Annotated in this window: 22 protein-coding genes; 15 read left to right on the plus strand and 7 right to left on the minus strand. The window is 56.5% G+C overall.

Annotated features, from left to right (window positions below):
* The first annotated feature begins 59 nt into the window (after window positions 1–59).
* The 4 genes from ACMG4M_RS06935 (at window position 60) to ACMG4M_RS06950 (ending at window position 6534) form a co-directional block, all read left to right on the plus strand.
* Window positions 60–2669, plus strand: a complete 2610-nt coding sequence (locus ACMG4M_RS06935) for a thrombospondin type 3 repeat-containing protein (RefSeq protein ID WP_414431010.1) — start codon at window positions 60–62, stop codon at window positions 2667–2669.
* 578 nt (window positions 2670–3247) lie between these two features.
* Window positions 3248–5089 carry a long-chain-acyl-CoA synthetase gene (locus tag ACMG4M_RS06940; RefSeq protein WP_414431011.1) on the plus strand — a complete coding sequence of 614 codons (1842 nt, stop codon included), beginning with the start codon at window positions 3248–3250 and terminating at the stop codon, window positions 5087–5089.
* A gap of 201 nt (window positions 5090–5290) precedes the next feature.
* Entirely contained in the window at window positions 5291–6229 is a 939-nt protein-coding gene (cbpA, locus tag ACMG4M_RS06945; protein ID WP_414431012.1) for a curved DNA-binding protein, read from the plus strand.
* A gap of 2 nt (window positions 6230–6231) precedes the next feature.
* A complete protein-coding gene (locus ACMG4M_RS06950; protein WP_035247628.1) occupies window positions 6232–6534 on the plus strand; it encodes a chaperone modulator CbpM in 303 nt (100 codons plus the stop codon).
* 250 nt (window positions 6535–6784) lie between these two features.
* Here ACMG4M_RS06950 and ACMG4M_RS06955 read toward each other — a convergent pair whose 3' ends face one another.
* The 3 genes from ACMG4M_RS06955 to ACMG4M_RS06965 are packed head-to-tail and all read right to left on the minus strand — an operon-like array spanning window position 6785 to window position 10667.
* The gene (locus ACMG4M_RS06955; protein ID WP_052042749.1) at window positions 6785–7744 is read right to left on the minus strand and encodes a HupE/UreJ family protein; all 960 of its coding nucleotides are present in this window, start codon (window positions 7742–7744) and stop codon (window positions 6785–6787) included.
* Complete coding sequence (locus tag ACMG4M_RS06960; RefSeq protein WP_414431013.1) at window positions 7741–8646, minus strand: hypothetical protein; 906 nt, start codon at window positions 8644–8646, stop codon at window positions 7741–7743. The genes ACMG4M_RS06955 and ACMG4M_RS06960 overlap by 4 nt, the downstream gene beginning before the upstream one ends.
* Window positions 8643–10667 carry a DUF3604 domain-containing protein gene (locus ACMG4M_RS06965; protein ID WP_052042746.1) on the minus strand — a complete coding sequence of 675 codons (2025 nt, stop codon included), beginning with the start codon at window positions 10665–10667 and terminating at the stop codon, window positions 8643–8645. Before ACMG4M_RS06965 ends, ACMG4M_RS06960 begins: the two co-directional genes overlap by 4 nt.
* A gap of 505 nt (window positions 10668–11172) precedes the next feature.
* Here ACMG4M_RS06965 and ACMG4M_RS06970 point away from each other — a divergent pair.
* The 8 genes from ACMG4M_RS06970 to ACMG4M_RS07005 all read left to right on the plus strand — a co-directional run bounded on the left by ACMG4M_RS06970 (window position 11173) and on the right by ACMG4M_RS07005 (window position 21208).
* Window positions 11173–11754 (plus strand): hypothetical protein, encoded by a 582-nt coding sequence (locus ACMG4M_RS06970; RefSeq protein WP_156964880.1) that lies wholly within the window; start codon window positions 11173–11175, stop codon window positions 11752–11754.
* A gap of 5 nt (window positions 11755–11759) precedes the next feature.
* Window positions 11760–13676, plus strand: coding sequence for a 3'-5' exonuclease (locus ACMG4M_RS06975; RefSeq protein WP_414431014.1), 1917 nt, complete (start codon window positions 11760–11762; stop codon window positions 13674–13676).
* A 36-nt stretch (window positions 13677–13712) separates the two neighbouring features.
* Window positions 13713–14504: a helix-turn-helix domain-containing protein gene (locus tag ACMG4M_RS06980; RefSeq protein WP_414431015.1), complete on the plus strand. Its 792-nt coding sequence runs from the start codon at window positions 13713–13715 to the stop codon at window positions 14502–14504.
* A 114-nt stretch (window positions 14505–14618) separates the two neighbouring features.
* The gene (locus ACMG4M_RS06985) at window positions 14619–15467 is read left to right on the plus strand and encodes an alpha/beta fold hydrolase (RefSeq protein WP_084573461.1); all 849 of its coding nucleotides are present in this window, start codon (window positions 14619–14621) and stop codon (window positions 15465–15467) included.
* 592 nt (window positions 15468–16059) lie between these two features.
* Complete coding sequence (locus ACMG4M_RS06990; protein WP_035247616.1) at window positions 16060–17046, plus strand: hypothetical protein; 987 nt, start codon at window positions 16060–16062, stop codon at window positions 17044–17046.
* A 352-nt stretch (window positions 17047–17398) separates the two neighbouring features.
* Window positions 17399–17806 (plus strand): hypothetical protein, encoded by a 408-nt coding sequence (locus tag ACMG4M_RS06995; protein ID WP_414431016.1) that lies wholly within the window; start codon window positions 17399–17401, stop codon window positions 17804–17806.
* A 58-nt stretch (window positions 17807–17864) separates the two neighbouring features.
* Window positions 17865–18911: a hypothetical protein gene (locus ACMG4M_RS07000; protein WP_414431017.1), complete on the plus strand. Its 1047-nt coding sequence runs from the start codon at window positions 17865–17867 to the stop codon at window positions 18909–18911.
* A gap of 59 nt (window positions 18912–18970) precedes the next feature.
* The gene (locus ACMG4M_RS07005) at window positions 18971–21208 is read left to right on the plus strand and encodes a tetratricopeptide repeat-containing sulfotransferase family protein (RefSeq protein ID WP_414431018.1); all 2238 of its coding nucleotides are present in this window, start codon (window positions 18971–18973) and stop codon (window positions 21206–21208) included.
* 223 nt (window positions 21209–21431) lie between these two features.
* Here ACMG4M_RS07005 and ACMG4M_RS07010 read toward each other — a convergent pair whose 3' ends face one another.
* Complete coding sequence (locus ACMG4M_RS07010) at window positions 21432–21563, minus strand: hypothetical protein (RefSeq protein ID WP_084573470.1); 132 nt, start codon at window positions 21561–21563, stop codon at window positions 21432–21434.
* 145 nt (window positions 21564–21708) lie between these two features.
* Between ACMG4M_RS07010 and ACMG4M_RS07015 the strand changes: the two genes are divergently transcribed.
* Window positions 21709–21906 carry a DUF2892 domain-containing protein gene (locus ACMG4M_RS07015; protein WP_414431019.1) on the plus strand — a complete coding sequence of 66 codons (198 nt, stop codon included), beginning with the start codon at window positions 21709–21711 and terminating at the stop codon, window positions 21904–21906.
* A 95-nt stretch (window positions 21907–22001) separates the two neighbouring features.
* On the opposite strand, the gene ACMG4M_RS07020 is transcribed toward ACMG4M_RS07015, so the two are convergent.
* From ACMG4M_RS07020 to ACMG4M_RS07030, 3 genes are all read right to left on the minus strand, one after another.
* The gene (locus ACMG4M_RS07020) at window positions 22002–22436 is read right to left on the minus strand and encodes a DUF4442 domain-containing protein (RefSeq protein ID WP_414431020.1); all 435 of its coding nucleotides are present in this window, start codon (window positions 22434–22436) and stop codon (window positions 22002–22004) included.
* A 109-nt stretch (window positions 22437–22545) separates the two neighbouring features.
* Window positions 22546–23427, minus strand: a complete 882-nt coding sequence (locus ACMG4M_RS07025; RefSeq protein WP_414431021.1) for an alpha/beta fold hydrolase — start codon at window positions 23425–23427, stop codon at window positions 22546–22548.
* Window positions 23417–23701, minus strand: a complete 285-nt coding sequence (locus ACMG4M_RS07030; protein ID WP_414431022.1) for a DUF1272 domain-containing protein — start codon at window positions 23699–23701, stop codon at window positions 23417–23419. The genes ACMG4M_RS07025 and ACMG4M_RS07030 overlap by 11 nt, the downstream gene beginning before the upstream one ends.
* Window positions 23702–23710: 9 nt before the next feature.
* On the opposite strand from ACMG4M_RS07030, the gene ACMG4M_RS07035 reads away from it, so the two are divergent.
* Complete coding sequence (locus ACMG4M_RS07035) at window positions 23711–24298, plus strand: TetR/AcrR family transcriptional regulator (protein ID WP_414431023.1); 588 nt, start codon at window positions 23711–23713, stop codon at window positions 24296–24298.
* A gap of 219 nt (window positions 24299–24517) precedes the next feature.
* The gene (locus ACMG4M_RS07040; protein ID WP_414431024.1) at window positions 24518–25171 is read left to right on the plus strand and encodes a glutathione S-transferase; all 654 of its coding nucleotides are present in this window, start codon (window positions 24518–24520) and stop codon (window positions 25169–25171) included.
* The last annotated feature ends 20 nt before the right edge of the window (window positions 25172–25191 follow it).

Below are 25191 nucleotides of genomic sequence, written 5' to 3' on the forward strand. Positions count from 1 at the left end.
TTCGCGGGGTTACAGACAGGTGTAAAAGCCCGTCTGTGTAATGGGGTCGGGAGACCAAAATGAATAATAAATGGATGCTGTCAGGGCTGTTGCTGCTGTTGGCTGGATGTGGCGGAGATGATAACCGCGAGCCAGGTACGGAGCCGGATAACCTGGCCGAACAAGGCGGCTATGCCGCTGACGGCTACCTGGTGGGGGCCAAAGTCTGCCTTGATACCAATAAGGATTTGTCCTGTACCGATGAGCAGACTACCGCCACCACCGATGAAAACGGTCAGTTCTCCCTATACGCGAGTGCCTCGCTGTTCGAGGAGTATGAAGTCATCGTTGAGGCCATTGCTGGCGTCACCGTGGATCTCGACAATCCTGGCACCCCCATCTCCAAAGGCTACACCCTCCGGGCCCCCGCAGGTCTGAAGGATAGTGAAGAAAAAATTCCGGTGACGCCGATCAGCACGGTGCTGGCGGTTGAAAAAGAAGCTGCGCCAGACAAGACCGTACTGGAGGTCGTCAATGACTCCAGCTTTGCCGAGCAGTTGTGTCCGCTGGCCACTACCGAGGCAGAGAAGAAAGACTGTATCACCAAAGACTATGTCAAGGACGCGGACAGCACGGATGACACCACCCGGGTGCTTGCACAGCGCAAACAGCTGACGGCACGAGTGCTGGCTTCAATGCTTGCCGATGCCCAGGAAAAGGCTGGCGACAGCAACGGCAAGAAGGCGGCGGGTAATACCCTGTCGGCGAAAAGCAATCAGGTGGTTAACCAGCTGGATGAGGCCATAGGTAAAAATGGCGGTGACTTTGACGGGGTGGATACCGGCAAGTTGGCAGAGAAAAATAGCATCGTCGGAGGTGAGGGCAGTAACGCCCTGATCAATGCCAGCGAAGTGCCGTCTGAAAAGACCACCGTCATCGATGCATTCAAGGCCTCTGCCGCTACGTTTAATCTCAATGACACGGCTATTACTGCAGACCGGCTTGATGTAGGAAGTCTGCGTTGCGGTTTTGGGGGATGTTCGACGACCCACGGACAGCACAGACTGAGAAAGGGAGTCCCGATCAGCGACTGGGATGCGTACAGTAGCCAGGACTACGCACGCCTCCAGGAGGGCGGCGGGGCGGTCCAGCTGATCGAATATGGCTTTGTCATTGATGAGGTACATGCGGAGTTTGCTCTGGCCGCGCAAAAGCTCAGCTTGCAGGGTCGCAGTATAGGCCAGCTGATGGATACGTTTTCAGCTTCCGCAAACCGCAAATGGCGGCATGTCTTGAACCAGTGCTCGGTCTTTGAGGCGGGTGCCATAGGACACATTGTTTCAGAGCCAACCAGATACCAGGTCAATAACCCGGCCTATGCATTCTACGGCGTGATTCCCGCGACGGTGATTCCGACCTTTGGTGACACACCGCCTGATTTTTACGAAGAGCATGATATTGCGACGATCATCAGCACGTTTACAGGTTCTGTAGGCGCGTTTTCTGTATACGTGGGTCCGGATGTATACGTCACCCTTGCGGATGGCTCGGCAGAGTTCTTCAAGGCATCGACAAGCACCAGCCTGGGAACGGTCAGCTATAGGATTGAAGCCATCAATTTATTTCTTGGCGCGGCACGGGTGGTGGTAATCAATAACCTGGATATCCCGGCGGAAGAGGCGCTTTACATTGATCAGACCCGTGAGAACCTGGGTATAGCCGTGAGCCGGGATTCATGGCTCAAGAAATACCAACCGAAGGGCTCGCTCGGGACGGTTGCTGAGAACGCATATGGCGTGGGCGTTTTCGGAACCAATGCCCCAAGTGCCCCGCGCTTTTACCTGAATACTGCCGCAGCGGAACAGCTCAAGGCCGCTGTCGATGTATCTGCGCTCGCTAGCCCAGCTCGCGACCTGGATGTGGCCACTGACTGCAGTTACACCGTCAAGACCGGGGTGGATTCGGATGGTGACGGCGTTGACGACGGCGAAGATGCATTTCCTGACGATGCCAGTGAAAGTGGTGACATCGATGGCGACGGCACTGGTGACAACGCGGATAGCGACCGTGACGGCGATGGCGTCGACAACGACAACGATGCGTTCCCGAATGACCCCACTGAAACCTCGGACCTTGATGGTGATGGTGTTGGTGACAATGCGGATACTGACCGCGATGGCGATGGCGTTATCAACGACGATGATGCGTTCGCGGATGACAGCAGCGAATCCGGTGATCTGGATGGTGACGGCGTTGGCGATAACAGTGATGAGGACCGTGATGGAGATACCGTCTGGAATGATCAGGACGCTTTCCCGGATGATCCCAACGAGTTCAGCGATATTGACGGTGACGGGATCGGCGATAACAGTGACCTGGATCGTGATGGTGATGGCGTCAACAATGTCGTCGACGCGTTCCCGAATGATCCCACAGAAACGTTAGACAGTGACGGCGACGGTGTTGGCGATAATAGTGATCCAACTCCCAATGGTGGTGGTGCCGACTCCGACGGTGACGGCTTCGAGGATAGCGTTGATGCCTTCCCTGATAACCCCGCTGAGTGGGAGGATGCGGACGGTGATGGTGTAGGTGACAATAGCGATCCGGACCCATCTGATCCGCTGATTCCCGGCGACGACTTCTGTGATCCAGTGATTGATCCGTTCTGTGATCCATTCGGGTTCTAAGCAAAGCAGGAACAACGGATATATTGCCGTCAGACTTTACATTAAGTAATGCGGCAGTATCAGCAGCCTGAACAATCCGGCTCTCATATAATGGGAGCCGGATTTTTTGGTTCTTTAATGGCGCTTTTCATATCGACATCCCTGGGCCCGGTTGTTGTCACGACTTTCCGGCAATAGGGTGGACAAGAATCGCCGAGTGAAAAACCCTAATTCGGCAGGTCACTGTAGCAGTCCCTCTCGAAAGGCTAACCCTTGCCTCCCTATTTCCGTAGGAACGGCCCTCGAGCCGCGAATCCCACCGCCATCCCCGCGATCCCTAGAAACAGATCCAGGAAGCCTGTTCATTCCTTTACATCCCACGATTATGTAAATTCGAACGGGATCGCAACGCGCACCAACCACTAACAACGGCTGGCCCATGCTCGGATCGCAAGGCAGCTAGCCACGACACCGTCTTGCTCGCCAGCTTGAGCCAGACGACGCAATAACCAATGCCATCCGGCAGACGCAGGACGTCAGGTTGCTCCATCAGCAGCCGGCCTGGCGGGGTAGGATTGGGCAGAGCAACGGAGGCAAATATGCCGGTGAAAAAAGTTGGCTGGAGGGACCTGGCCAAAGGGGTGCGCTACATGGTGCCGCCGCTGCTGGATATTCAGCGCGGCAACCTGTTGCGCCTGGCCGGGTTGCGGCCTGCCAGCAAGCAGTCCATTGGCAAGGTCATCGAATACTGGGCCCGTCGTACTCCGCATAACATCGCCTTGCGGTTCGAGGATCAGCAGTGGACCTACGCGCAATTCAACGCCTGGGCAAACCGCCTGGCCGCCTGCTGGGCGGAGCAGGGCGTGGGCCCCGGTGACACCGTCGCCATCATGATGGAAAACCGGCCCGAAGCGCTGGCCTGTGTGGCGGCCACGGTCAAACTGGGTGCCATCGCCGGCATGCTCAACCACAACCAGAGTGGCGAGGTGCTGGAACACAGTATCCAGTTGGTGACGCCGCGGCTGCTGGTGGTCAGTGCGGAATGTGCAGCGGCCCTGGCCACCACCTGTTTTACCCCAGTGGCAAGCGCCCCGAACACCGCGCAGCCAGCCCCGTCGATCTGTTACCTGTGGCACGGCGGCGACCAGGGTGAGCCTGCGCCCCCGGGCTGGCTGGATCTGGACGAATACGCCGCCCGGCAATCGCAAGCCAACCCGCCCGGCACCGGTCGAGTGCGTGCCGAGCAGCCGTGCTTTTCCATCTTTACCTCCGGCACCACCGGGCTGCCCAAGGCCTCGGTGATGACCCACTATCGCTGGCTGGCCGCCATGGCCGGAGTGGGCGGCATGACCCTGGGCATACGCCGCAAAGACGTGTTCTATTGCTGCCTGCCCCTGTACCACAACAATGCCCTTACCGTGGCCTGGGGTTCGGTGTTATCCATGGGCGCGAGCCTAGCACTGGATCGCAAGTTCAGTGCGTCCCAGTTCTGGGAGAGGGTGCGCCACTACGACGCCACCGTGTTCTGCTATATCGGTGAGCTGCTCCGTTACCTGCTCAATGTGAAGCCCTGTCCCACGGATCGTCAGCACCGTATTCGGTTAATCACCGGCAATGGCCTGCGCCCGGAAATCTGGGACCAGTTCGAGCAGCGGTTTGGCATTCATCGTATCTACGAGTTTTACGGTGCCAGTGAATCCAATATCGGCTTTATCAATCTTTTTGGCGTGTCGCAGACCGCCGGCTTTACGCCGCTGCCTTTCGCCATCGTCGAGTTCGACAACGACACCGAAACCCCGCGCCGTAACCACAACGGCTTTATGCAGCGCATTCCCAGGGGTGGGATCGGCCTGCTGATCAGCGAAGTGACCCCGCGCCGCCCCTTCGATGGCTACACCGACCCCGCTGCCGGCGAGAAAAAGCTGCTGCGCGATGTCTTCAAGAAAGGCGACTGCTGGTTCAACTCCGGCGATCTGGTGCGTGACCAGGGCCTGCACCACATTCAATTCGTCGACAGGGTCGGCGATACCTTCCGCTGGAAAGGGGAAAACGTGGCCGCCGGCGAAGTGGAAGGGGCCATGGCGCAGCACCCGGATATCGATCACGGCGTGGTGTACGGGGTCAGCATTCCCGGCTGCGATGGCCGCGCGGGAATGGCGGCGGTCACGCTCAGCCCGGGTGTCACCCTCAACGGCCCAGGCCTGGCACAACATCTGAACCGTTTGTTGCCGGCCTATGCAGTGCCCCTGTTCCTGCGCATCCGCGACCACCAGGAAACCACCGGCACTTTCAAATACCGCAAGGTAGAGCTGAAACAACAAGGCTTCGCGCCTGATCAGGTGGCCGAACCGGTGTACGTACTGCTGGATAGCCAGCGCGGTTACCAGCCTCTGACGGCGGAGCTGGCCCGGCAGATACAGCAAGGAGAAATACGCCTTTGACCCGGGCGCGAGCGAGTTGCACCTTCTCGTTACAGGGGCGCGCTGGGCGGCCACGATTCAACAATGGCTTTAAGCAGAGAGTAGGAGAAAGGACGCCGGGCGGCGGAATTTGACGGTAATCAGGAATGGCGCATATTCCGCAGGAATGTCACTGAAATAGCAGTATGGTAGGAATGGGGCATCTGACCCCGGAGAGGTGAAATGGACTTTAAGGACTACTACGCCCTGCTCGGAGTGGAGCCAGACGCCGACGCGGCCGCCATCAAGACGGCCTACCGCCGTCTGGCCCGCAAATATCACCCGGATATCAGCAAGGAAGACGACGCCGAAGCCAGGTTCAAGGACGTGGCCGAAGCCTGGCAGGTGCTGAAAGACCCGGACAAGCGCGCCGACTACGACCAGCTCCGCGCCCTGCGCAACCAGCAAGGCGACCATGGCTCGTTCCAGCAGCCCCCCGGCTGGCAGCCGTCAGGCGGCGGGTTTGATCCTGCCGATGCGGGCTTTTCCGACTTCTTCGAATCCCAGTTCACCGGCGCCCGCCAGGCCCGCGGTGGCCATGCCCCGTCGCGGCGCGGCCAGGATGTGGAAATCGAGCTGCCCATCTTTCTGGAAGACACGGTCAGCAGCGAATCCAAGTCGGTTTCCTACCGGTTGCCGGAATACGACCAGTACGGTCAGGTGCTCGGCGAGAAGAGCAAAACCCTGAACGTGAAAATTCCGGCCGGTGTGACCGGTGGTGAGCGTATCCGGCTGAAAGGGCAGGGGATTGCCGGTATCGGCAATGCCCCCGCTGGCGACGTATACCTGCGCATCCGCCTGGTGCCGCATCCCTTGTTCGATGTGGAAGGCCACAACCTGATCGTCACCGTGCCGGTGGCGCCCTGGGAAGTGGCGCTGGGGGCGAAAATTGAAGTGCCCACTCTCACCGGCGCGGTTCAAATGACTATCCCGGCACACAGCCAGAACGGCAAGAAGCTGCGCATTCCCGGCAAAGGGTTGCCCGGCAAGACCGGCAAGGGTGACCTGATTGCCGTGCTGAAAGTAGTCATGCCAGATGCCACCGGCGAAGACATTGAACAGTTGTGGCAACAACTCGCCGACAAGGCGAGCTTCGATCCGCGCGCACAATGGAGACGGTAATCATGGCCTCTCAACTAAGAATCACCGTATGCAGTAGCGACATTTACCAATTGGTGCAGATATCAGAGCAGGACCTGATCGACATCGTCAGCCTTGGCATTATCGAGCCCCACGACAGGCAGGCCAGCGAATGGCAATTCGACGATGCCGTCGTCGCTGACATTGCCCGCGCCACCCGCCTGCGGCGTGACCTGGAAATCAACTGGGCAGGCGTGGCACTGGCCATGGAGTTGCTGGATGAAGTGGAGGCGCTACGCCGGGAAAACCACGAGCTACTACGGCGGCTAAAACGGTTCGAGACGTGATGATTCCCGATGGCGCCCATCAGCTACCACGGGCGCCCCTTTCCTTTTCCCTCTTTGTTGGAGCCATGCTCGCATGGCGAACCCCTGACTTTTTTCTGACTACAGCCGTGCAATATCGAACGGGATCACGAAGAGAAAAATACCGATAAAAACAACTCTGCGGGATCGAATGCCATCGGTCCTCAGCGTCCAGCCGCCGAACGTTCTGTTAAGCAACCACAAGAGATGAAATGTCGACGGCTGCCCAGTCTCAAACCGCCAGTAACAGCGCCCGTTCCCACATCCAGAAAACCGCCATGCTGCCGATGCTGTAAACAGCAATGCTCTGCAGGCGCTGGATATGGTGCTTCATGCCAAATATCACCAGCAGCACCGCCGCCACACACAGCAATTGCCCCAGCTCCAGACCGAGATTGAAACCCAGCAGGGTAATGATCAAATCGTTACCGCTGAGCCCCTGGGTATTGAGCACATTGGCAAACCCGAGGCCATGCAACAAACCAAACCCCAGCGGCAGAAGGAGCACGGTGGCCCTGCTGGGCTGCTTGAGGGTGCCCCGGTTCAGCTGGAACGCCATGGCCAGCAAACTGGCGGCAATGGCGATCTCGGCCAGGGTAACGGGAAAGCGGATGATACCGCTGGCAGCCAAGGCCAGGGTCAGGCTGTGGCCCAGAGTGAAGCTGGTAATCGCAAGCACCAGAGGTTTGCCCCGGCGCAGCCACAGGGTCAGGCCGATAACGAAAAGAAGGTGATCCCAGCCGGCGAGCAAATGAATGATGCCGGAGTGAGCGGTACGGATCAGTGTGCCCAGCCAGTCCCCGGATGCCTTGAACTGGAAGACGGGGGAGTGGGCATCCAGCAAGCTGCTGTGAGTAGGCTCGCCAGGCGAATGGTATTGAGCCACGGCCTGGTACTCGCCCAGACCAGGCAGGCTGATGCTGTAGGGTGGTTCGTCGCAGCGAAGCTGCCAGATCGTCCAGTGCGCCTCCTTTGCCATGGTGCGTTGCGGCGCGGACGGCGTGCATGTTTCGGGGAAGACCGGTGTCGGCGTCTGCGCGACGGTAACGCCGGACTTGAGGCTGACACGCAGATGCAGGTCGTCGATCTGTTCCAGCTTCAACAGCATCGGTACCAGCCCATGGCCGTGGGCCGTATTGGCGAGGGTGACGAGGATCAAAGCGGCCACACAGTGGCGTAACAGATGGCTCATTCTTCCCAACTCACTGTGTATTGCTGACGCAGCTGCGACATACCCTCTCGCAGTGCCTGGTTTTCCTGGTCGGCTTTCCAGGCCAGATACACCTTGGCCGGGTTAATCGGTACCGGCTGACGGGTTGTTCCCTCAATCCAGACAAGATGCTGCCCGAAAACACTCTCCACCGGGCCGGCCCACTGGCGGGTAGGCAGGGCTTCCAGTTGTGCGGCAAATCCGGGGCCAAAGGTCTTGGCGAGAGTCCTGTCGCTGATATCCGCCAATACATTGCCGGCGAGAAAAGGCTCGGAATAGCGGGTCGCGTCCTGAGGAGAAAACGACGGCAGTGAAAGCAGCTCTGCCCTGGCGTCCGGGCCGGTGCGCAGTACATGGGACACATGCCAACGCCGTGCCAGGGTCGTGGCCGAGTCAGCATAGCGGGCCAGTTCGGCACTCTCCGCTTCCAGGTCCGCCTGGCTGCGCAGTTCGGCCTGCATACGAAGCAGAAGGCGCTTGCGCACCACCGGGTCCTGCAGGGGCATCCCCAATTCATAGGCGTTAGCCAGCGCATCGGACGGGTGGCTGGCGGGCTGTTCGGTAAAGGCCAGGTTCTCGCGCAGGCGGCGGCGAACGATGGGGTCCGTGCGATCCCAGCCACGCAACCGGGCCTCGTTAATCAGAATCTCTTCATCCACCCGGGCCTGCAGCGACGCCTGCAGTTCATCGGGGGTCAGTTCACGCCCCAGCTGTTGTCGCCACTGCGCCTTTAACGCCTCCACCTCTGAGGCACCCAAATGGATTTCCGTGGCGGCGGGGTGATCGGCGCTGGGATCTGTGAACAACGACTGCGCCAGGAAGGCGCCACTGCCCAAGAGCAGGCAGTGGAGTAAGGGGTGACGAAGCCAGCCGATCGTGTTCACTGCTTGTACCAGATCGGTGAGGCCCAGGCCCGTTCCTGAATGCGGGAGGGGGCATTGCCGTTCTCGATTTCGCAGCAGGCCGCCCACTCTTCTTGTGGATTGTTGCTGCAATCCAGATCCGCCGGTGCATTCATGCACTGGCGGGTCAGCCAGCGGCAGGTGGGGGCTTCCACCACACGGGCGTAGTAGAAGGCATTCTGATCGGCCTGGAATTGCGGGTCGTCCCACACCGCACACAGTTGTTGCGGGCCGCTACCGGACACCTGGCAGGTGTCATCGTCCAGGGACCAGTCGCTGTTTCCGGTGGCAATATCAAACACCTGCTCGCGGGCCAGGGACTGGCCATTGGCATCTTTTTCCACCCAGCCTTTGACGATTTGCACACGCTGCAGGGGCACATTGACGCTGCGCTCGTTCTCACGGGGGAAGGTATCCGCGGTGGCCCACACGGCGAAGCGTGGGGTGCCCTGGCCGGCGTGCAGTTCGCCGCCCATGGGCACGCCGGCCGCGTAGCCGGTTTCCACAAACGCCTGGCCGCCACGCTCACACATGTTGTCCGGCATTTGCTCGGTGCTGCCACCAAATACCCGCAGCTGCATGCGCGGGCCACTGGTGCCATAGGTTTCCTTGCGCTGCATGGCATCAAACAGGGACGCGCGGGTATTCTCTTCAGCCCAGACAACGGCAAGGCCACCGGGGTTATTGAAGTAATCGTCTTTCACCCCGTCCACCGGAGGCACATCCCGGTGGCCGACAAAGTTGTCTTCATCCACCGCACCGGGCAGGCCGAAGTGGCTGTCGGTGCTGGCAATGAAACCGTACTGGAACGGGTTGGCACCCTTGGCTTCCTCGATCAATAGCCCTTCCTTCAGACCATGGCGCACATAGTTCTGAAATGCGGGGGCCGGGGGAATCGGATTGATGCCCAGGAAGAACTCGAAGAAATTAGTGGCTGGCAGTTTTTCAAAATCACACAGGGGATCATCCGGGCTGCCATTTTCCACCCGCGCACATTCGGAATCCCCCTTCACCTGGAAGATCTCGATCAGCGGTTCGGCTCGGCGTTTTTCGGCAATGTCGTAGCCGTCTTCTTCCGGTCCGGCAAACATGCGCCCGTTACTCAGGTTGGAGTTGTGGGGAATGGTCAGGTACTCGCACTCACCGGTGCAGGCCTCGTCCAGTTGTTCCCACAGAGCCGAAGGGTCCGGCGCTTCATAGACACTGACAGGGTCCTGCGGCACCTGGTCCCCGGAAAAGATCACATTACGGTGCATGTTGTCGCTCAGCGGCGACATGGTGTACTCGTAGCCGTTAAAGGCAGTGAAGCAGCCCGGCTGGTTAAAGCGCTCAGCCTGCAGCTGCACATCCAGCCAGGGCCCACGCGCGGCGCCCCGGCACTTCTCCCCCGTCACCCCGCAAAATAATGGGCGGTGGACTTCGTTGTCGGTGAGCAGGAAGGGTTCGTCAAAGCTGATATTGGGGAATGGCACCAACTGGCTAAAACCAGCCCAGCCACCGCCAAACAGCAGGAAACCGAGCTCCCGGTCCTGGCGGTACACTGTGCACTCGGGGGAGCTGTAGGCCAGCGGGTCCAGGCTGGGGTCCTCACACAATTCCCGTTCGCCCAGCCATTCGCCGTGATCGGTCACCGCCGCAAAATCCAGCGGGCGATCAATCTGATAAGGCGGAATCAGCGAATTCCCGGCGGCGTCATAGGGTGGGGCGGCCACCGGCTCTCCCATGGCAAAGCGGTAGGCGCCTTCCGGGGTCAGCTGCGCGGCAACGGCATCCAGCGAGTACACCGTATGCAGATGCAGCTCACCAAAATACGCATTACGCAGCGGGTTAGGCGGCGTCTGGTCGCAGGCGAGCAGCTCCGGATCCGGGTCGGGCGTTGGCGGTGGCTCACTGGGTGTCGGCGTTGTGGCCGGGGCGTTAGTCGTGGTCGGGGTGCCGCTATCGCTGCCGCCACAGGCAGCAAGGAGCAGACAGCTCATCAATGTGGGCAGTGCATATTTCATGGCAAGTTCCGAAGCGCATCGTCGCCCGGGCGGGCCGGGCAGTAAGCCAAAAGAGCCGCCGGTGTGGCCGGCAATCTCAGTAAACCGGAAGCGGCAGGCCAGAGCTCGCCCGATTCCGGAACCGCCTTATTCACATTGTCAGCAGTCGCAGCCAGCGGTTTTCGGCATGGCTGCCCTGGTTAAGGTGGCGGATTGAATCAAGGTAGAAGAAATCCCGGTGCGGGTCAGATTCATTGAGTTGGGGCTTTGTGTCTATTTGTGCACTGCCGTCCCAATAAAGAAACCGGCGGGCAGGGTGGTGAAGGCTTGCAGCGGACAGCCGTTACACGATGCTGTCTGATTCTCTTGTTGGAGCCATGCTCGCATGGCGAACCCCTAAACAAGAAAATGAAGCCTATTCATTTATTTCAGCGTACGGATTGTGTAAATTCGAACTGGATCACAAATAACGAATACCAATAATAAGCCCGCCAGGATCGCGGGCAATAAAACAACGAGGGATGGGATGCCTTTATTCTGGGGAACGCCTAACCAGAAAATCTGCCGAGCTATTCCCCAGCAGTGCCGAACCCTCTTCGTACTGTCCGTATTCCTGTGCCCCTCGTTAGCCCACTCCTCCGTGTTCCTGGGCGTTTCACCCGGCGATTCCTGCCTGGAAACCTATCAGATGGAGGTTGACCGGGGTGCAGAGGCCGGTCTGCCTCTGGAAACCATGCTGGAGCAAGAACTTCTGGCGTTTGAACACAACACCCCGGATCTCTCTGAAATAACCTGGTATCAATGCGGCGGGGATCGTATTTCTCTGGTTTATTACGGTGCTTGGTTCAAGAACGAGGTGGGGCAAAAGCGTTTCTTTAAAAACCAAAAAGCAACATTAGAGAGAAAGTTTGGTAAGCCATCATTTGATGCCTTTGATCCCGGCTGGGTGGAGAAGCTCGTATTCTGGCTAGACGGGAAAGGAGACATAGAGAAAAAACTGCCAGTGGTTCAGTGGCAGCCAGAAAGTGGCGGGGTAATCATGCTTCAATATTCCTCCCTGGACGTTGACGGCAAGGCCTATGGGGTCACCATGAGCTGGGAGAAGTAGGCATCATGGCCACGATCATCCCCAGCCTCACGACTATCCGCCGCATGACGTCGGGCGAACGCCGCCTGGGGCAGCGGCTGGAAACCCTGCTGGAGGATGACTACACCGTCTGGTACGACACCCCCGTCGGGCGCAAACGGCGCTATCCCGATTACATCGTTCTGCATCCCGGTCGTGGCCTGCTGTTTCTGGAGGTGAAAGACTGGAAGCTGGATACCCTGAAAAGCCTCAATCCCCGTGATGCCGAGATCCTCACCCCGGGTGGCCTGAAGACCGTCAGCAACCCGCTGCAACAGGCCCGCCAGTGCGCGCTTACCGCCATCAACCGCTTGCAGCGCGATGAACACCTGCAACAGACCCGCGAACAGTTCAAAGGCAAACTCTGCTTCCCGTGGGGCTACGGCGTGGTGTTTCCCAATATCACCCGCAAGCAGTGGAACGACGCCATCAACGAAGAGCAGCAGGAGCTGGTACTGCCGCCGCACCGTGTGATCTGTCGCGATGAAATGACCGCCACTGCTGACCCGGAAGTGTTCCAGGAACAACTCTGGGCCATGTTCGATTACGCCTTCGGCGACAAGCTCACCCTCCCGCTGATCGATCGTATCCGCTGGAACCTGTTCCCGGAAATCCGCATCAACGCGCCCCAGCAAGGGCTGTTTGATGCCGAGGATGACGAAGCGGATGAAGATGCCGGTACACGAGGGCAGGGCAGCGCCAACGGCAGCAAAGCCGTGGCCGAGGGCAGGGCAGACTACAACAACATCCCGGACATCGTCCGCGTGATGGACCTGCAGCAGGAACAACTGGCTCGCAGCATGGGTGAGGGCCACCGGGTCATCCACGGCGTGGCCGGCTCCGGCAAGACCCTGATCCTCGGCTACCGCTGCCTGCACCTGGCCCAGGCCGTCACCAAACCGATACTGGTGCTGTGCTTCAACATCACCCTGGCTGCACGGCTGCGCAGCTTTATTGCCGAAAAGGGCATCGAAGAGAAAGTGCAGGTACACCACTTCCATGAATGGTGTGGCCGGCAACTGCAAACCTATAACGTGGATCTGATCCCCGCCCCGCCCGAATTAAAACCCTGGGAGCGGCAGGTGGAGACCGTCATTCAGGCCGTGGACAAGGGCCAGATCCCCCGCGCTCAATACAGCGCGGTCATGATCGATGAAGGCCACGACTTCGAGCAGGACTGGCTGGCGCTGGTCGTGCAGATGATCGACCCGGACACCAACTCGTTGTTGCTGCTCTACGACGATGCCCAGTCCATCTACAAAAAACGCAGCCTCAAGTTCCCCCTGTCCAGCGCGGGCATCCAGGCCCGTGGCCGTACCACCATTCTGAAACTGAATTACCGCAACACCCGCGAAATCCTCAGCTACGCCTACGATTTCGCCAAGGACTTCCTGCAAGCCCAAGACGCCGACGACGACCACATCCCCCTCATCGCCCCGGAAATGGCAGGCGCCAGCGGCCCGCCCCCGGCATTCCGCAAGTTCGACACCTTCAACGACGAAGCCCACTACATCGCCCGCTGTATTCGCAAATGGCACCAGAACGGCCAGCCGCTCAACACCATCGCGGTGATCTACGGCTACACCTGGCAAGCCGACACCCTGCAACGGGCTCTCAAGCGGGAAAACATTCCCCATGCCTGGCTGAAAGACAACGCCAGCAAGAAAGCCTACGACGCCAATGCCGAGCGCATCGCGCTACTCACTCGGCAGAGCAGCAAGGGGCTGGAATTCGATACCGTGGTACTGGCGGGGTTGGGAGGGTTGAGGGATGACGATGAGAATCTGGAGAGCGAGGTGCGATTGTTGTATGTGGGGATGACAAGGGCGAGGGAGCAGTTGTTGTTGACGGGGAGCGGAGGGAATTGGTTTGTGGGGAGGTTTGATGGGAAATGGGAGACCTGATCCCTAACCCCCAATGCTTTTCTTGATGGAGGCGTTATGTCTGCAAAATCCGATACGGATCGTGCTGGCGTGTATATCTGGCCACGCTGCTTTTTGCGTCAAGTGCCATCGTTTGAACTGGATCGCCGTGCGTCACCGTATCGTCGCTTGTCTACTACTGTGCTGGTAGCTAACGACGAAGCATTTAGCGTTCGCGGTCGGGCAGACAACGAGGTGAAGCTAATGGGTGCCATTGTTGGGCCTGCCGCGCCTCGTTCTTTTATGCATGCGCCAGGGGCGACAACCACCGTTGATGCCTTCATTACCAGCGAGGCTTACCCTGCTTTATTACAGGCGATAGGCAACCCCGTGGGGCGCTTGCTTAATGCTGACGAGCTCTCTGCCATTCAGGCGCTTTGCCAGCCGCGTTTTGGGCAGTTGGCTGATGTGGCAGAAGCGCAGGTTTTGTTCGACGATATTATTACAGTGCTGAACCCAAAGCCTGAAGCGGTTAATTATGATCCGAGAGTAGCGCAGGCAATGGCGCTGGTGGAGGCCCACGGGTTCGATGAATTGTCGGTGGCGGCCCTTGCTGATTCTGTGCATGTGTCGGTGTCGCGCTTGAATGCCTTGTTCAAGCAATATCTTCTTTGCAGCCCCTTGGAATATATTCGCAGCGTGTGTTTGTGGAAGAGCATTCCTGAACTCGCCCTCGGAGCTACCCTCACAGATGCGGCACATGCTGCAGGCTTTTACGATTTAGCGCACTTTAGTAAAGCGGTAACGGCCATCACAGGCTTTTCGCCGAGCCTTCTTATGGAAGGCACGGTAGCCATGAGCTTCACCTAGCGTTTGGGCTCGCTCTTTCAGACAAGTATTAAAGAAACACACACAATCCATACAAGCCTACTTTTACCCCCTTTCGCTACAGTTGCATGATTGAAATAACGGGGAAGATCAGTGATGCATCGTCTTACAACACGACATGGCCGCGTTGCTTACACCCAATTGGGAAATCCCAATGGGCCGCATTTGCTCATGCTGCACAATGGCGGCACAGACCATAGTATTTGGGAGCCTGTGACCAAGGAGCTGGAAAGCCGTTACCGGATTACCGCTATTGATTGGCTGGGGTATGGCGAATCGGCGGCGATGCAAGAAGGTCGAGCACTCGATATTTACGCCGATGTGATTGCTGACGTTATTGATCAGCTAACCCTGGACAAGGTGGTCCTTGTGGGCAATTGTGTTGGCGCTGCGGCGGCCATTCACTTTGCGCGTAAGGATGCAGAAAGAAAGCCTGGTGCGCGGAGCGTAGAGAAACTGGTGCTGTTTAATGTGCTCACCAGCAGCACGCTGGCACTGGGTAGCCGCACGGCAGCGCGGGTGCTAACAACGGCGTTTGGGCGACGTGTTATGCAAGGGTTTTCTCGGCTGGTTACGCAGCGTGAATGGGGCAGAAGCGTTGTTGTGGGATTTCAGATAAAAGCGGCAGGCATGGTGTCTGAGCGTTTGCGTACTCAGCTAGCCGACAGATTCCGTCAGCCCAGCAATGCTGACACGCTTATGGCATTAGGGGAGCAGGTGTTTCTTGGTTTTGGTTTTGAGAAATTAGATAAAACCAGTAACGGTATGCCCCCGGCTATGGTGATTTGGGGTAAGCATAATCAGGTGCTTTCTGTGGCAAAGGGCCGCAAGTTCATTCAGCGTTATCAGCCCGCGCAACACCATATTGAGCACGGAGGCCATTTGTTGATGATGGAAGCACCGCAGCGTTGCGCTGAGCTAATGACCAATTTCGTCAGCGAATAAAACGTCAGCTCAGGCTTAAAAGGCTTTCAAACAAGCTGGAACGGTGGCAGCGCCTGCGCAGAGAGATCAAGTGGGTGCTGTTACAACGAGCTTTTTGCTGTTTGAATTAGTGCTTGTGCAGAGGGAACACGAGGGTCAGGTCTCCCATTTCCCAAATCTTGATTCAAGATTTGACGCGTGAATCCGGGCTCACGGGACTCTGGATCAGGTCTTGTCCCGTGCGCCACTCCAATGCCTGAAACGCTGGGGCCCCCGCCAACTACCTGCCTTCGCCACCGTATGCTATCAACCCCCCACAAACAGATCAGGTATACTCGCGGCTTTTATCTCGTTGGGTGATGTTTCATGCAGGCCTCGTCTTCTTCCGTCCCCGCTAATGGTTGGCGCCAGCGTCTGACCGTTTGGCTCAACTCCTCGTTATTCGGCAACAGCAGGACAACAACAGGCAGGACAACAACAAGGACAACAACAAGGACAACAACAGGACACCCATCAATTGGCAGATCTCCTACGCATCTGATGGTTGCTGTCTGATAGTGAGCTGTCCGTAAGGTCAGTATGGTTTGAGTCATGGATCAGCAAGGAGGCGACCATGACCCGAGCGCGTTATCAGCAGGTTTCTCTTGATGAAACCCCGTACTACCACTGTATTTGCCGTTGTGTACGCAGGGCTTTCCTGTGTGGGCGTGATCATTATTCTGGCCAGGATTATGAGCACCGCAGGCAGTGGGTGGTGGAGCGTCTTGCGACGCTGGTTGAGGTGTTTGCGATTGATCTGTGTGCCTATGCGGTGATGTCCAATCACTCCCATGTGGTGCTGAGGGTGGATCGGGGCCAGGCAGAAAGCTGGTCGGAACGGGAAGTGGCGGCGCAGTGGATGCAGCTGTTTTCCGGGCCGCCACAGGTGCAGCGCTGGTTGCGTGACGAGACCGGCGAGGCAGAAACCCTGAAGGCGCTGGAGATTGTCGAGGAATGGCGCTCCCGGCTGTATGACCTGGGTTGGTTTATGCGTTGCCTGAATGAGCATCTGGCCCGCCGGGCCAACGAGGAAGACGGCTGCAAGGGCCGCTTCTGGGAAGGGCGTTACAAGAGCCAGGCCCTACTGGATGAGAAAGCCCTACTCAGCTGTATGGCCTACGTGGATCTTAATCCGGTGCGGACAGGTATGGCAGCCACCCCGGAAACGTCAGATTACACCTCCTTCCAACAACGCAGCGGTGCCGTACTGAATCAGCCATCAGCTGAGACAGCTCCGATACTTCTCCCTCTGGTGGACGCCGAGCACATAGAAAGTGACGACGACACCACGGTCTCCCGCATCCGGTTGATGGATTATCTGGAGCTGGTGGATGCCACTGGCAGAGCCCTGCGTGCGGACAAGCGTGGGGCTATTAATGGTGCTGCCGCCGGCATCCTTGATCGACTTGGGATCGATGAGCGGGCATGGCTGAAACACATGACGCCCCGAAAACAACGCACTCCCTTGGCGATTGGCCCACTGGCGAGGGTCAGAGCCTTTGCTGAAGCCACAGGCCGGCGCTGGATTGCTGGGCAAAACGCTGCCTGTGCACTGGGGTGAGGTGTTGGTGTGGTTATCAATGGGTGTCCTAGCTTGCTAGCTTGAGCTGATTGGGTGCGCTGCTTTAGTGAGAAGCTTCTGCTATTTAGATGGAGGGAAAAGCTATTTTTGTGACATATGTTGCAAAAATGATAGATTATGGTAAAAGAATGTAAAATATGGGCGGGTAGGCTGGTGACTTGACCGGCATTCATTGGGGAATGCTGGATTGGAAGGTCGCCCTGTGTCAGGAGGACGCAGTGTGAAGGGGGTTGGGGTAAAGGCAACATTGAGGTCAGGGGTGCCTCTCTTGTCAATTTTCGCTGTTTTGCTTTGTTCTGAGTTATCTAGGGCTGGAGACAGCGATGTCTATATGCATGAAGGCAGCATTTACGTTACAGCCATTGATCAGCCCCTCTCCCAGGTTATGGCACAGGTCGCTGCGGCTTCGGGTATTGCTGTCGATGTTTCCCCCGCAGTAGACAAGCCCGTCTCCTTTTCTATTTCAAATCGCACTCTTGAATCCGCCCTGGAAAAAATTGCCCGGGAGCAATCGTTGAGCATGATAACAGGCTGGAAGAAGTCAGCTTTGGGGTCTAACGCAATAGCGACGGTGATGTTTTTTCCATCCAGCGGGACTGAGCGAGATGAGGCTTCAATTCAAGAGGCGGGCGTGCATTGGGAGCGCAAGGCCAGGCGGCAATTCAACAAAGATAAAGCGCAGTCAAAGCGCGAAAAAAAACGGCTTGAGCGAGCTGCGAAACGTTCTGGCCGAATATAGCCCTTTCGGGGCATCAGCAAGTAAATGGAACCAACTACAAACATTGTGAGGGGATAAAATGAGTAGTTTCAAAAAACTAAAAGGGATGGCTGGTGCCTCCATGGTGGCAGGTGCAGGGCTCGTGGGGATGATGGCATCGTCTGCCCGTGCCGGGGTTAAGACATCCTGGACCGGCACCGATGAGGGGTATCTGACTTTCCATGACGCAAACAAGGATTGGGCGCATGGTTTCTATTTTTCTGGCAGTAATTCTTCAGTTATTACCGATATTTACTCCAGTATTTCGGAAGGGGCTATCGGCAAGACGGCTTCATGTACCACTTCGGTAACTACGTTCTGGAACTGCTACTCCTACAGTGATGCCTATGACGGTGTGCTGGGGCTTGGGGTTAATGGTAATTGGTTTGATCCGGTAGGTGCTGATGCAGTTATTACCGATTACCAGATCGATGCTGGTACCAATGTGGATATTGATACAGATCTTGATGCGAGCATCAAGTGGGCCTTCCTGAAAGATGATCCCGTTACACGGGGCCTCTTTACCGTAACGAATAAAGGGGCTATCGAGCAGTCGGTGACTTTCCAGATTTATGGAAACTGGGGCTCCGATGGTCAGGGCGGTATTATTAATACCAGTAATGATGACCAGACCGTTGATAGCACAGACACCTGGGTTACCATTTCCGATGACCTTGTGGATGGCGCTAACGGTGATCCAGTTATTACAACGGGTATCTCTGGGGAAGGATCAACGGTAGATACGACAGTGGTGGATCTTGATACCTCCGACTACGATATTGATTACACCGTTACGATCCCTGCCGGTGAGAGCCGTAGTGTTGTTGTTTTTCATCAAATGTCGAAGAGTATTACTGACGCCAGCGCCATTGAGTCAAATTATGAATCTGGTAGCGCATTGAGCTCCGCCGGTCTGCTAGTAGGTTTGAGCAATACTGAGCGTAGCCGTGTTGTCAACTATGCGTTGCCCAAAGCAGCAGAAGTAGCTGCCCGCACAGGCAGCAGTAGCAGTAGCGGTGGCAGTGCTGGCGCCGCTCTTATGGCATTGATCGCGGCCCTGGGTGTATCTCGCAGACGTCGTGTCTGATCCCGTTCCATCATGACCAGGAGGCCACTCTCGGGTGGCTTCCTTTTTCAGGATTGCACTTGTCTAACCCTTCTTTTTCTCAGTCTAAATCGAAACTCATCAACGCGTTGTCAGCGGGCGATCTGCTGCAGGCGGGTGAACTGGCTGAACAGTTCATGCTTCGCTTTCCTGACAAACCAGAGGCCCACTACTTTTCCGGTTTGCATTCATTGCTAGCCCAGGAAAATGGAAAAGCAGTTCAACAGCTGGAAGTTGCGCTTGGGTTCGATGATAAAAACCTTAATGTCCTGCTGAATTTAGGTGTTGCATATCAACGTTTGGGAAAAATGGATGCCGCCACTCAGGCCTATCTTGCGGTGCTTGCCATTGTGCCGGTTAATATCCAGGCGTTAATCAATCTTGGTAGTTGCCACTATCAGAAAAAATCATTTTTAGAGTGCAAGGAAGCCTTTTCAAAAGCAGCTTCTCTGGCTCCGGATAATTCAACGGTTATTTCCGGTTTGGCTGACGCCGAGCGCTCATTGGGAAACTGGCGCAAGGCGATACAGCTTTATAAGCGTGCCATTACCATCAACCCGGATGATGAAAGAGCCAACAATAATCTGACACTGATGCATTTGAATCTGCAGCATCACGGCCAGGTTAAAGAGGCAGCGCGCAAGGCAATAGAAAAAAATCCAGACAATATCGATGCCTATATTGCGTTAGGCAGAGCCCATATTGCGGAAGAGGGTTATGAAGAGGGGATGGATACATTCGCATCCGCCTTTGAAAAAAAACCGGAACACCCGGAATTGCTCACGGCTATTGGTAACAACTACCTCAATATTGGTGATCATTCAGAGGCGTCCAGCTGGTTCAACAAGGCGCTATCCCTGGATTCGTCGTTGCCTGGGGCCATCCTGGGCATGGCTCAATGTCTGGATAAACATGATTTGCATGGCCAGGGTATCGCGTTACTGAATGAGAACGCTGAGTCGCTTTCCTCTCTTCCCCAGTACTGGGTGACCTTATCGGATCTTTACTGGAATGAAGGGGAGGCGGATGAGGCCTTACGATGTCTTGAGAAAGCCAGTGCACTTGCTCCCCAGCAAGCCAGCCTCTACTGCAAAATGGGCGGTATTCTTTCTTCTTCAGGGAATATGGAGGGGGCCGATGCTTGCTTCCGGCAGGCGCTTGCTGAGCAGGAGGATTGCATTGGTGCGATCAGCGGGCTGGCTACGTTGAAGAAATCCTCCCTGGAGGCCTCTCATGTGCAAAAAGCCCATGAGCTTCTGGAAAAGGATGCACTACCCGATGGCGCCAAAGGGTCGCTGCACAGTGCGTTATCTTACTATTACTCGGGCAACAAGGATTTCTCCAGTGCGGTGGCCCATATGGCGGAAGCGAATCGCTTCCAATGGGCATCCAGGGTCCGGCAGGGTTGGGAGTATCAACAGGACTCACATCAGCAGGTTGTTGCTACCAACAAGCAACTCTTTACCCGGCAGTTAATCGAGACAGGTCAGCAGATTGGTCACTCTTCTGACATGCCTGTATTCATTGTCGGCATGCCGCGTTCAGGAACAACCCTGACTGAGCAGATCATGGCTCGACACCCGAGTGTACTGGGTGTTGGCGAGCGTAATTATGCAGTGATTGCGCTTCAGGCATATCAGCACCTCTACGCCGAAAAATTCTCTCTTGGTCATGCTGAAGCCAAAAAGCGCTCCCTTACTGAACCGGACAGTGATTTGCTGCACCGGGTTGCAGAGGAGTATCTGACCTCTCTCCGGGAGCAGATTGAAAAAGCGAACAAACCAGGCGTTCGCTATGTCGTGGACAAAATGCCGGACAACTACATGAATGTGGGGTGGATCAAGTTACTCTTTCCCAATGCCAGTATTATTCATGCACGCAGGGATATGCGTGACGTGGCAATATCTTGCTGGCAGACACAGTTCGGCATGATCCGGTGGGCATGTCATATTAAGCATCTTGTCGCCAGGTTTGAGGGTTACCTAGAAATGATGGCCCATTGGCAAAACGTTTGCCCGGACGGGTTCATGAATGCGGATTATGAAGTCCTGATTGATGATCAGGAAAGTGGTTCGCGGAAGTTGCTGGAGCACATTGGTTTGCCTTGGGATGACGCCTGTCTCAAGTTTTATGAATCAGATCGGTTAGTGAGAACAGCGAGTATTACCCAGGTACGGCAGCCGATTTACAAAACCTCGGTCGCGAAGTGGGCTCCTTACGAGGAACTTATTCCTGAACTGATTCATCCGCTTTCTGCATTAATGAAAGTATATCGTTAGTACTTAATGAAAAAATACCGGAATCTTGGAAGCGTGAAAAAAGCGGCGCGAATGTTTAAACATTCCCATGCGTTTTCTAAAAACTAAATGGAGTATTTCAGTTAACGGTTTTTTGTGGCGCAGTGACACCTTTTTGTTTTCAGTCTCGCCCTCGTGAGGCATGACCAGAAATCTGCCTCAGCCTGACCGCCGGAGCGCGTCCCGCATCAGGCTTCGGCGTGTATCACGCCCGCTCGATCATGGTCGCAATACACTGACCCAAGCTGATACATATGGTGGCCAGGCCGGTTTGGCTTCCTTTCCGTTCTATCTTGTCCAGCAGCGTCAGGTCCTGGCCTGGGCCACTGGCAGCGATTGTTCAGCGAACGTTTCGTTAATTTCTAAGCTCAGGATTCCCACCAATTGGCAGAGAGGCTGACGGGATTTCCTGACCTGGATCAATACCCGCCAGCAGGAATAAGGACAGACTCAAAAAATAAGCATTCAAAAAGGAGGCTGTCATGAAAACCAACGTGGGTAACGCAGATCGTACTCTGCGATTAGTAGCGGGTGTGGCGATCATCGCCCTGGGCGTGGTATTCCAGAGCTGGTGGGGTGCCATCGGCCTTATCCCGCTGTTCACCGGCACCACCCGCTGGTGTCCGGCCTATCTGCCGTTCGGTATTTCCACCTGCAAGGCGTCCAACGCCCAGAAGTAAGGTTGAAACAACAGGGCACCCATCCATTCAGCCATTGGCAGCCTTGCTTCTCAATGAATGGGTGTCCGGTAGGTTTCCGTAGATGTGGCGGGCTTTCACTTGGGCGAAACCCGCCTGCGATGCTCCGCCCTGGCAACCGTATCACCCTGTTCATCAACAATACGGGTTTCTCCCCGAACCTCGTGGCTGCTGGACCAGTCCATCTCCCCCAGGAGCGTTTCTGCAATCAACGGGCCGCGTGCCTTCTTTTGGTATTCGATATCCATGCCGGTAACGATCCAGCGCCCGTTATCAGGTGTGAGGCTCATCAGGGCGAGATTGCCGGTTGTTTCGGCAAGGGTGAACAGGGCGCCCGCATGAATCGAGGAGAGGTGGTTGCGGACGGCGCGGCGGTCACGCATTCGCCCGCGTGTATGGCCTGGCACCAGAATCTCCAGCTCCGGTTTTATGCTGGCAGAGAAGGGCACCATCCAGCGCATGGCCAGCTGAATGAACTGCTTCCCGAATGGCCATTGTTCGGCTTTTTGCATGGTGCTTACCATGTTCGACATCGTATAACCCCTTGGTATGTTTAAGGCCGGGGAATCCCTCGGCATTCATTGTTCCGCTCTCTGAGGCAAGCCCTGCAGCGCAAGGCCACTAACCGCTATGGCTGGCGATGGCGGGTTCCTTGTTGGCCATCCAGGCCAGTTGTTCTTCCCAGAAAGGGTGACCACAGCTCTCCCGAAAGAACCCCATATGGCCGATTACCGGCTTGGCCGCCGGCTTGCGCCGCACGTCGATCTGCAGGCTCGGGTAGCTGTCATATAGCTTCTGTGTCGCCGCTTTGGGAGCGATGTGATCATCCGCGAATTCAAACGCCAGGGCGGGAAGACCCAGTTCGCTGTAGGCCTGTTTGGCATTGAGATGAAAGCGTGGGGATAGCAGATACTCTTTTTGCGAAGCCCACTCGGCCCAGTCTCTAAGCAACCGGCTAGGCATATCGGTATTGGAAAGCCCCAGTGCGCGAGCAGGGAAGGGGTCGCGCAGGCGGCCAAGTATCGCTACCAGACAGTAATAAAAACTCAATAGCTTGAGACGATACGCGAGAGGCCCGCGGCTCCAGTAAGGGAACGATGCGCCGACAAAGATTACTGCGCTCAACTGAGTTGCGCGCTTTGCCAGGCCTACCAGTTGCCCGCCAATACTATGGCCGACCAGATAGACCGGGCTGCTGCCCGCGATTTTCGTGGCCTTGCCGATCATGGTGTCGAGATCCTGGCTGCCCCACCGTGCCAGGCGGATCAAACCCGGATCGGCCTGTTGGCCGGACAGGCCGATACCTCGATAGTTGAAACTGAGGACAGTAAACCCCTTCATGGCCATGAAATTGGCATACGCGCGATAGAACCTGGCGGGCACGCCGAGTGCGCTGGCAATCAGGATGACGCCTTGGTATGGCGCTGCCCGGTCCGCGCTGTGTTCGACATATTCCAGCGCGGTACCGTCGGGGCAATGTTCCCACCGGGAGCTAGCGGACACGGTTTCCCCCTCCTGTAAGCCGTTTTGTCAGCGCCTGTATGGGCGTAATGACACGGGGAGGGCGCAGGTGCAGTTCGCCACCACAGTTTGGGCAGATGTGATCCATCTCAGCGCTACACCCCGCGCAGAAACTGCATTCGAACGAGCAAATCAGAGCCTCTCCGTCCAAAGGCAGCGGCGCCGCACAGCGCTCACATTTTTTCTTCATCTTCAGCATGGTTGGGCCTCGTTGGGCATTCGAATGAGAGTTACATACCGACGGTATGTATGACATACTCTTGGTATGTCAGTCAAATCACCCACACAAAAATTCGCGGAAGAAACACGCGACACCCTCATTCACGAGGCTCTGGAACTGTTTGCCAGGCACGGCTATGCAGGGACGTCTATTGATCGTATTGCTGAAAAAGTCAGCATGACCAAGGGCGCGGTTTACTACTATTTCAGCAGTAAGAAAGAGGTGTTAATCGCGTGTTATCAGCTCCAGGCACAGTGGGTTGCAGAGGCGGTGGGGGCGGTTCCTGAAACCGATAACCCCTGGGATGACACCTTGCTGCTTTGCGACACCTTCCTCGATTTTGTGGTGAGCAATGGACGCCACACCATGCCTCTTCAGGAGGTGATCACCTTTCTTGGCTGGGAGACATGGCGTGATATTGATAGTGGCTACACGATGGGTACGCTGGCTCGCACCATCTCACGCTTACAGGACGGCGGGTGGCTCAAACCCTATCCCCGCAATCTGCTTATCAGCATGATTTATGGCGTCCTGGTTGAGGCCGCTATCAATCTGGCGTCCTCGCCGGATGACTATACCTTGCAAGATATGAAGACATTGATCGCGGACTTTCTGGGGGGGATGCGGGCATAGGGGCGTTATGACTAAACCCCTTTTTAGCCAGTACCCAGACTGGCGCACAAGACGACATTGCGATGCATCGAGGCTCCCGGGACGGGGCGACGCTGCAATAGTATCCTTTCCCTATACGCACCTGATGGGCTGAGTTCATCGACAACCCTTTAGCGGTGAGCAGAAATATCGGTTCCCCGTTGCTCAAATACACCCCTGGTTCAGTTGTGAAGTATCGCTATGACGGCCTCATTTGATTGTCTGTATTCCTTTCGGCGCTGCCCCTATGCCATGCGGGCCCGCCTGGGGGTTTTTTTTGCGGGTTTACAGGTTGAGCTGCGTGAGGTGACCCTGAAAAACAAGCCCGCGCCAATGTTGGCGATAAGCCCTAAAGGCACCGTACCTGTTTTGTGGCTTGCCGATGGTGCTGTCATTGAAGAAAGCCGGGACATCATGGTTTGGGCGCTAGAGCAGCAGGATCCACAAGGGTTGTTAGACGCAACGGTCCTGGATCAGGCGAATGCGCTGATTGAGCAAAACGATAATGAGTTCAAGTATTGGCTGGATCGCTATAAATACGCTGACCGCCATGTTGAGATGACTCAGGCAGAGTATCGGCAACGGGGAGAGGCCTTTCTTCAGGTTCTGGAGTCGTTGCTGAAGAGCCGCACTTACCTGCTTGGGGATGATCCGACCATCGCGGATATTGGTGTGATGCCCTTTGTCCGCCAATTCGCCCATGTGGATCGCGATGTATTTAGCCAGCTGCCTTACCCGAATCTGCAGCGGTGGTTACAGGACTGGTTGGAGCACCCACTCTTTCTGCAAACCATGATCAAGCTGCCGGTATGGCAGGAGGGCGATGATGTGGTGATGTTCCCTTCCCGGTCCTGAGCGATGTCTGTCTTGGGGCG

This window comes from Alcanivorax sp. IL3 (assembly GCF_047495465.1).
In the GTDB taxonomy this organism is placed as follows: domain Bacteria; phylum Pseudomonadota; class Gammaproteobacteria; order Pseudomonadales; family Alcanivoracaceae; genus Alcanivorax; species Alcanivorax jadensis.

What these genes read in the sequence shown, in the direction of transcription:
- ACMG4M_RS06975 (WP_414431014.1), top strand. Translation starts at nt 11,760, where the DNA reads ATGGCCACGATCATCCCCAGCCTCACGACTATCCGCCGCATGACGTCG.
- ACMG4M_RS07040 (WP_414431024.1), top strand. Translation starts at nt 24,518, where the DNA reads ATGACGGCCTCATTTGATTGTCTGTATTCCTTTCGGCGCTGCCCCTAT.
- ACMG4M_RS07035 (WP_414431023.1), top strand. Translation starts at nt 23,711, where the DNA reads ATGTCAGTCAAATCACCCACACAAAAATTCGCGGAAGAAACACGCGAC.
- ACMG4M_RS07000 (WP_414431017.1), top strand. Translation starts at nt 17,865, where the DNA reads ATGAGTAGTTTCAAAAAACTAAAAGGGATGGCTGGTGCCTCCATGGTG.
- ACMG4M_RS06980 (WP_414431015.1), top strand. Translation starts at nt 13,713, where the DNA reads ATGTCTGCAAAATCCGATACGGATCGTGCTGGCGTGTATATCTGGCCA.
- ACMG4M_RS06985 (WP_084573461.1), top strand. Translation starts at nt 14,619, where the DNA reads ATGCATCGTCTTACAACACGACATGGCCGCGTTGCTTACACCCAATTG.
- ACMG4M_RS06995 (WP_414431016.1), top strand. Translation starts at nt 17,399, where the DNA reads ATGCATGAAGGCAGCATTTACGTTACAGCCATTGATCAGCCCCTCTCC.
- cbpA (WP_414431012.1), top strand. Translation starts at nt 5,291, where the DNA reads ATGGACTTTAAGGACTACTACGCCCTGCTCGGAGTGGAGCCAGACGCC.
- ACMG4M_RS06970 (WP_156964880.1), top strand. Translation starts at nt 11,173, where the DNA reads ATGCCTTTATTCTGGGGAACGCCTAACCAGAAAATCTGCCGAGCTATT.
- ACMG4M_RS06950 (WP_035247628.1), top strand. Translation starts at nt 6,232, where the DNA reads ATGGCCTCTCAACTAAGAATCACCGTATGCAGTAGCGACATTTACCAA.
- ACMG4M_RS06935 (WP_414431010.1), top strand. Translation starts at nt 60, where the DNA reads ATGAATAATAAATGGATGCTGTCAGGGCTGTTGCTGCTGTTGGCTGGA.
- ACMG4M_RS07030 (WP_414431022.1), bottom strand. Translation starts at nt 23,701, where the DNA reads ATGTCATACATACCGTCGGTATGTAACTCTCATTCGAATGCCCAACGA.
- ACMG4M_RS06965 (WP_052042746.1), bottom strand. Translation starts at nt 10,667, where the DNA reads ATGAAATATGCACTGCCCACATTGATGAGCTGTCTGCTCCTTGCTGCC.
- ACMG4M_RS06955 (WP_052042749.1), bottom strand. Translation starts at nt 7,744, where the DNA reads ATGAGCCATCTGTTACGCCACTGTGTGGCCGCTTTGATCCTCGTCACC.
- ACMG4M_RS06990 (WP_035247616.1), top strand. Translation starts at nt 16,060, where the DNA reads ATGACCCGAGCGCGTTATCAGCAGGTTTCTCTTGATGAAACCCCGTAC.
- ACMG4M_RS06940 (WP_414431011.1), top strand. Translation starts at nt 3,248, where the DNA reads ATGCCGGTGAAAAAAGTTGGCTGGAGGGACCTGGCCAAAGGGGTGCGC.
- ACMG4M_RS07015 (WP_414431019.1), top strand. Translation starts at nt 21,709, where the DNA reads ATGAAAACCAACGTGGGTAACGCAGATCGTACTCTGCGATTAGTAGCG.
- ACMG4M_RS07020 (WP_414431020.1), bottom strand. Translation starts at nt 22,436, where the DNA reads ATGCAAAAAGCCGAACAATGGCCATTCGGGAAGCAGTTCATTCAGCTG.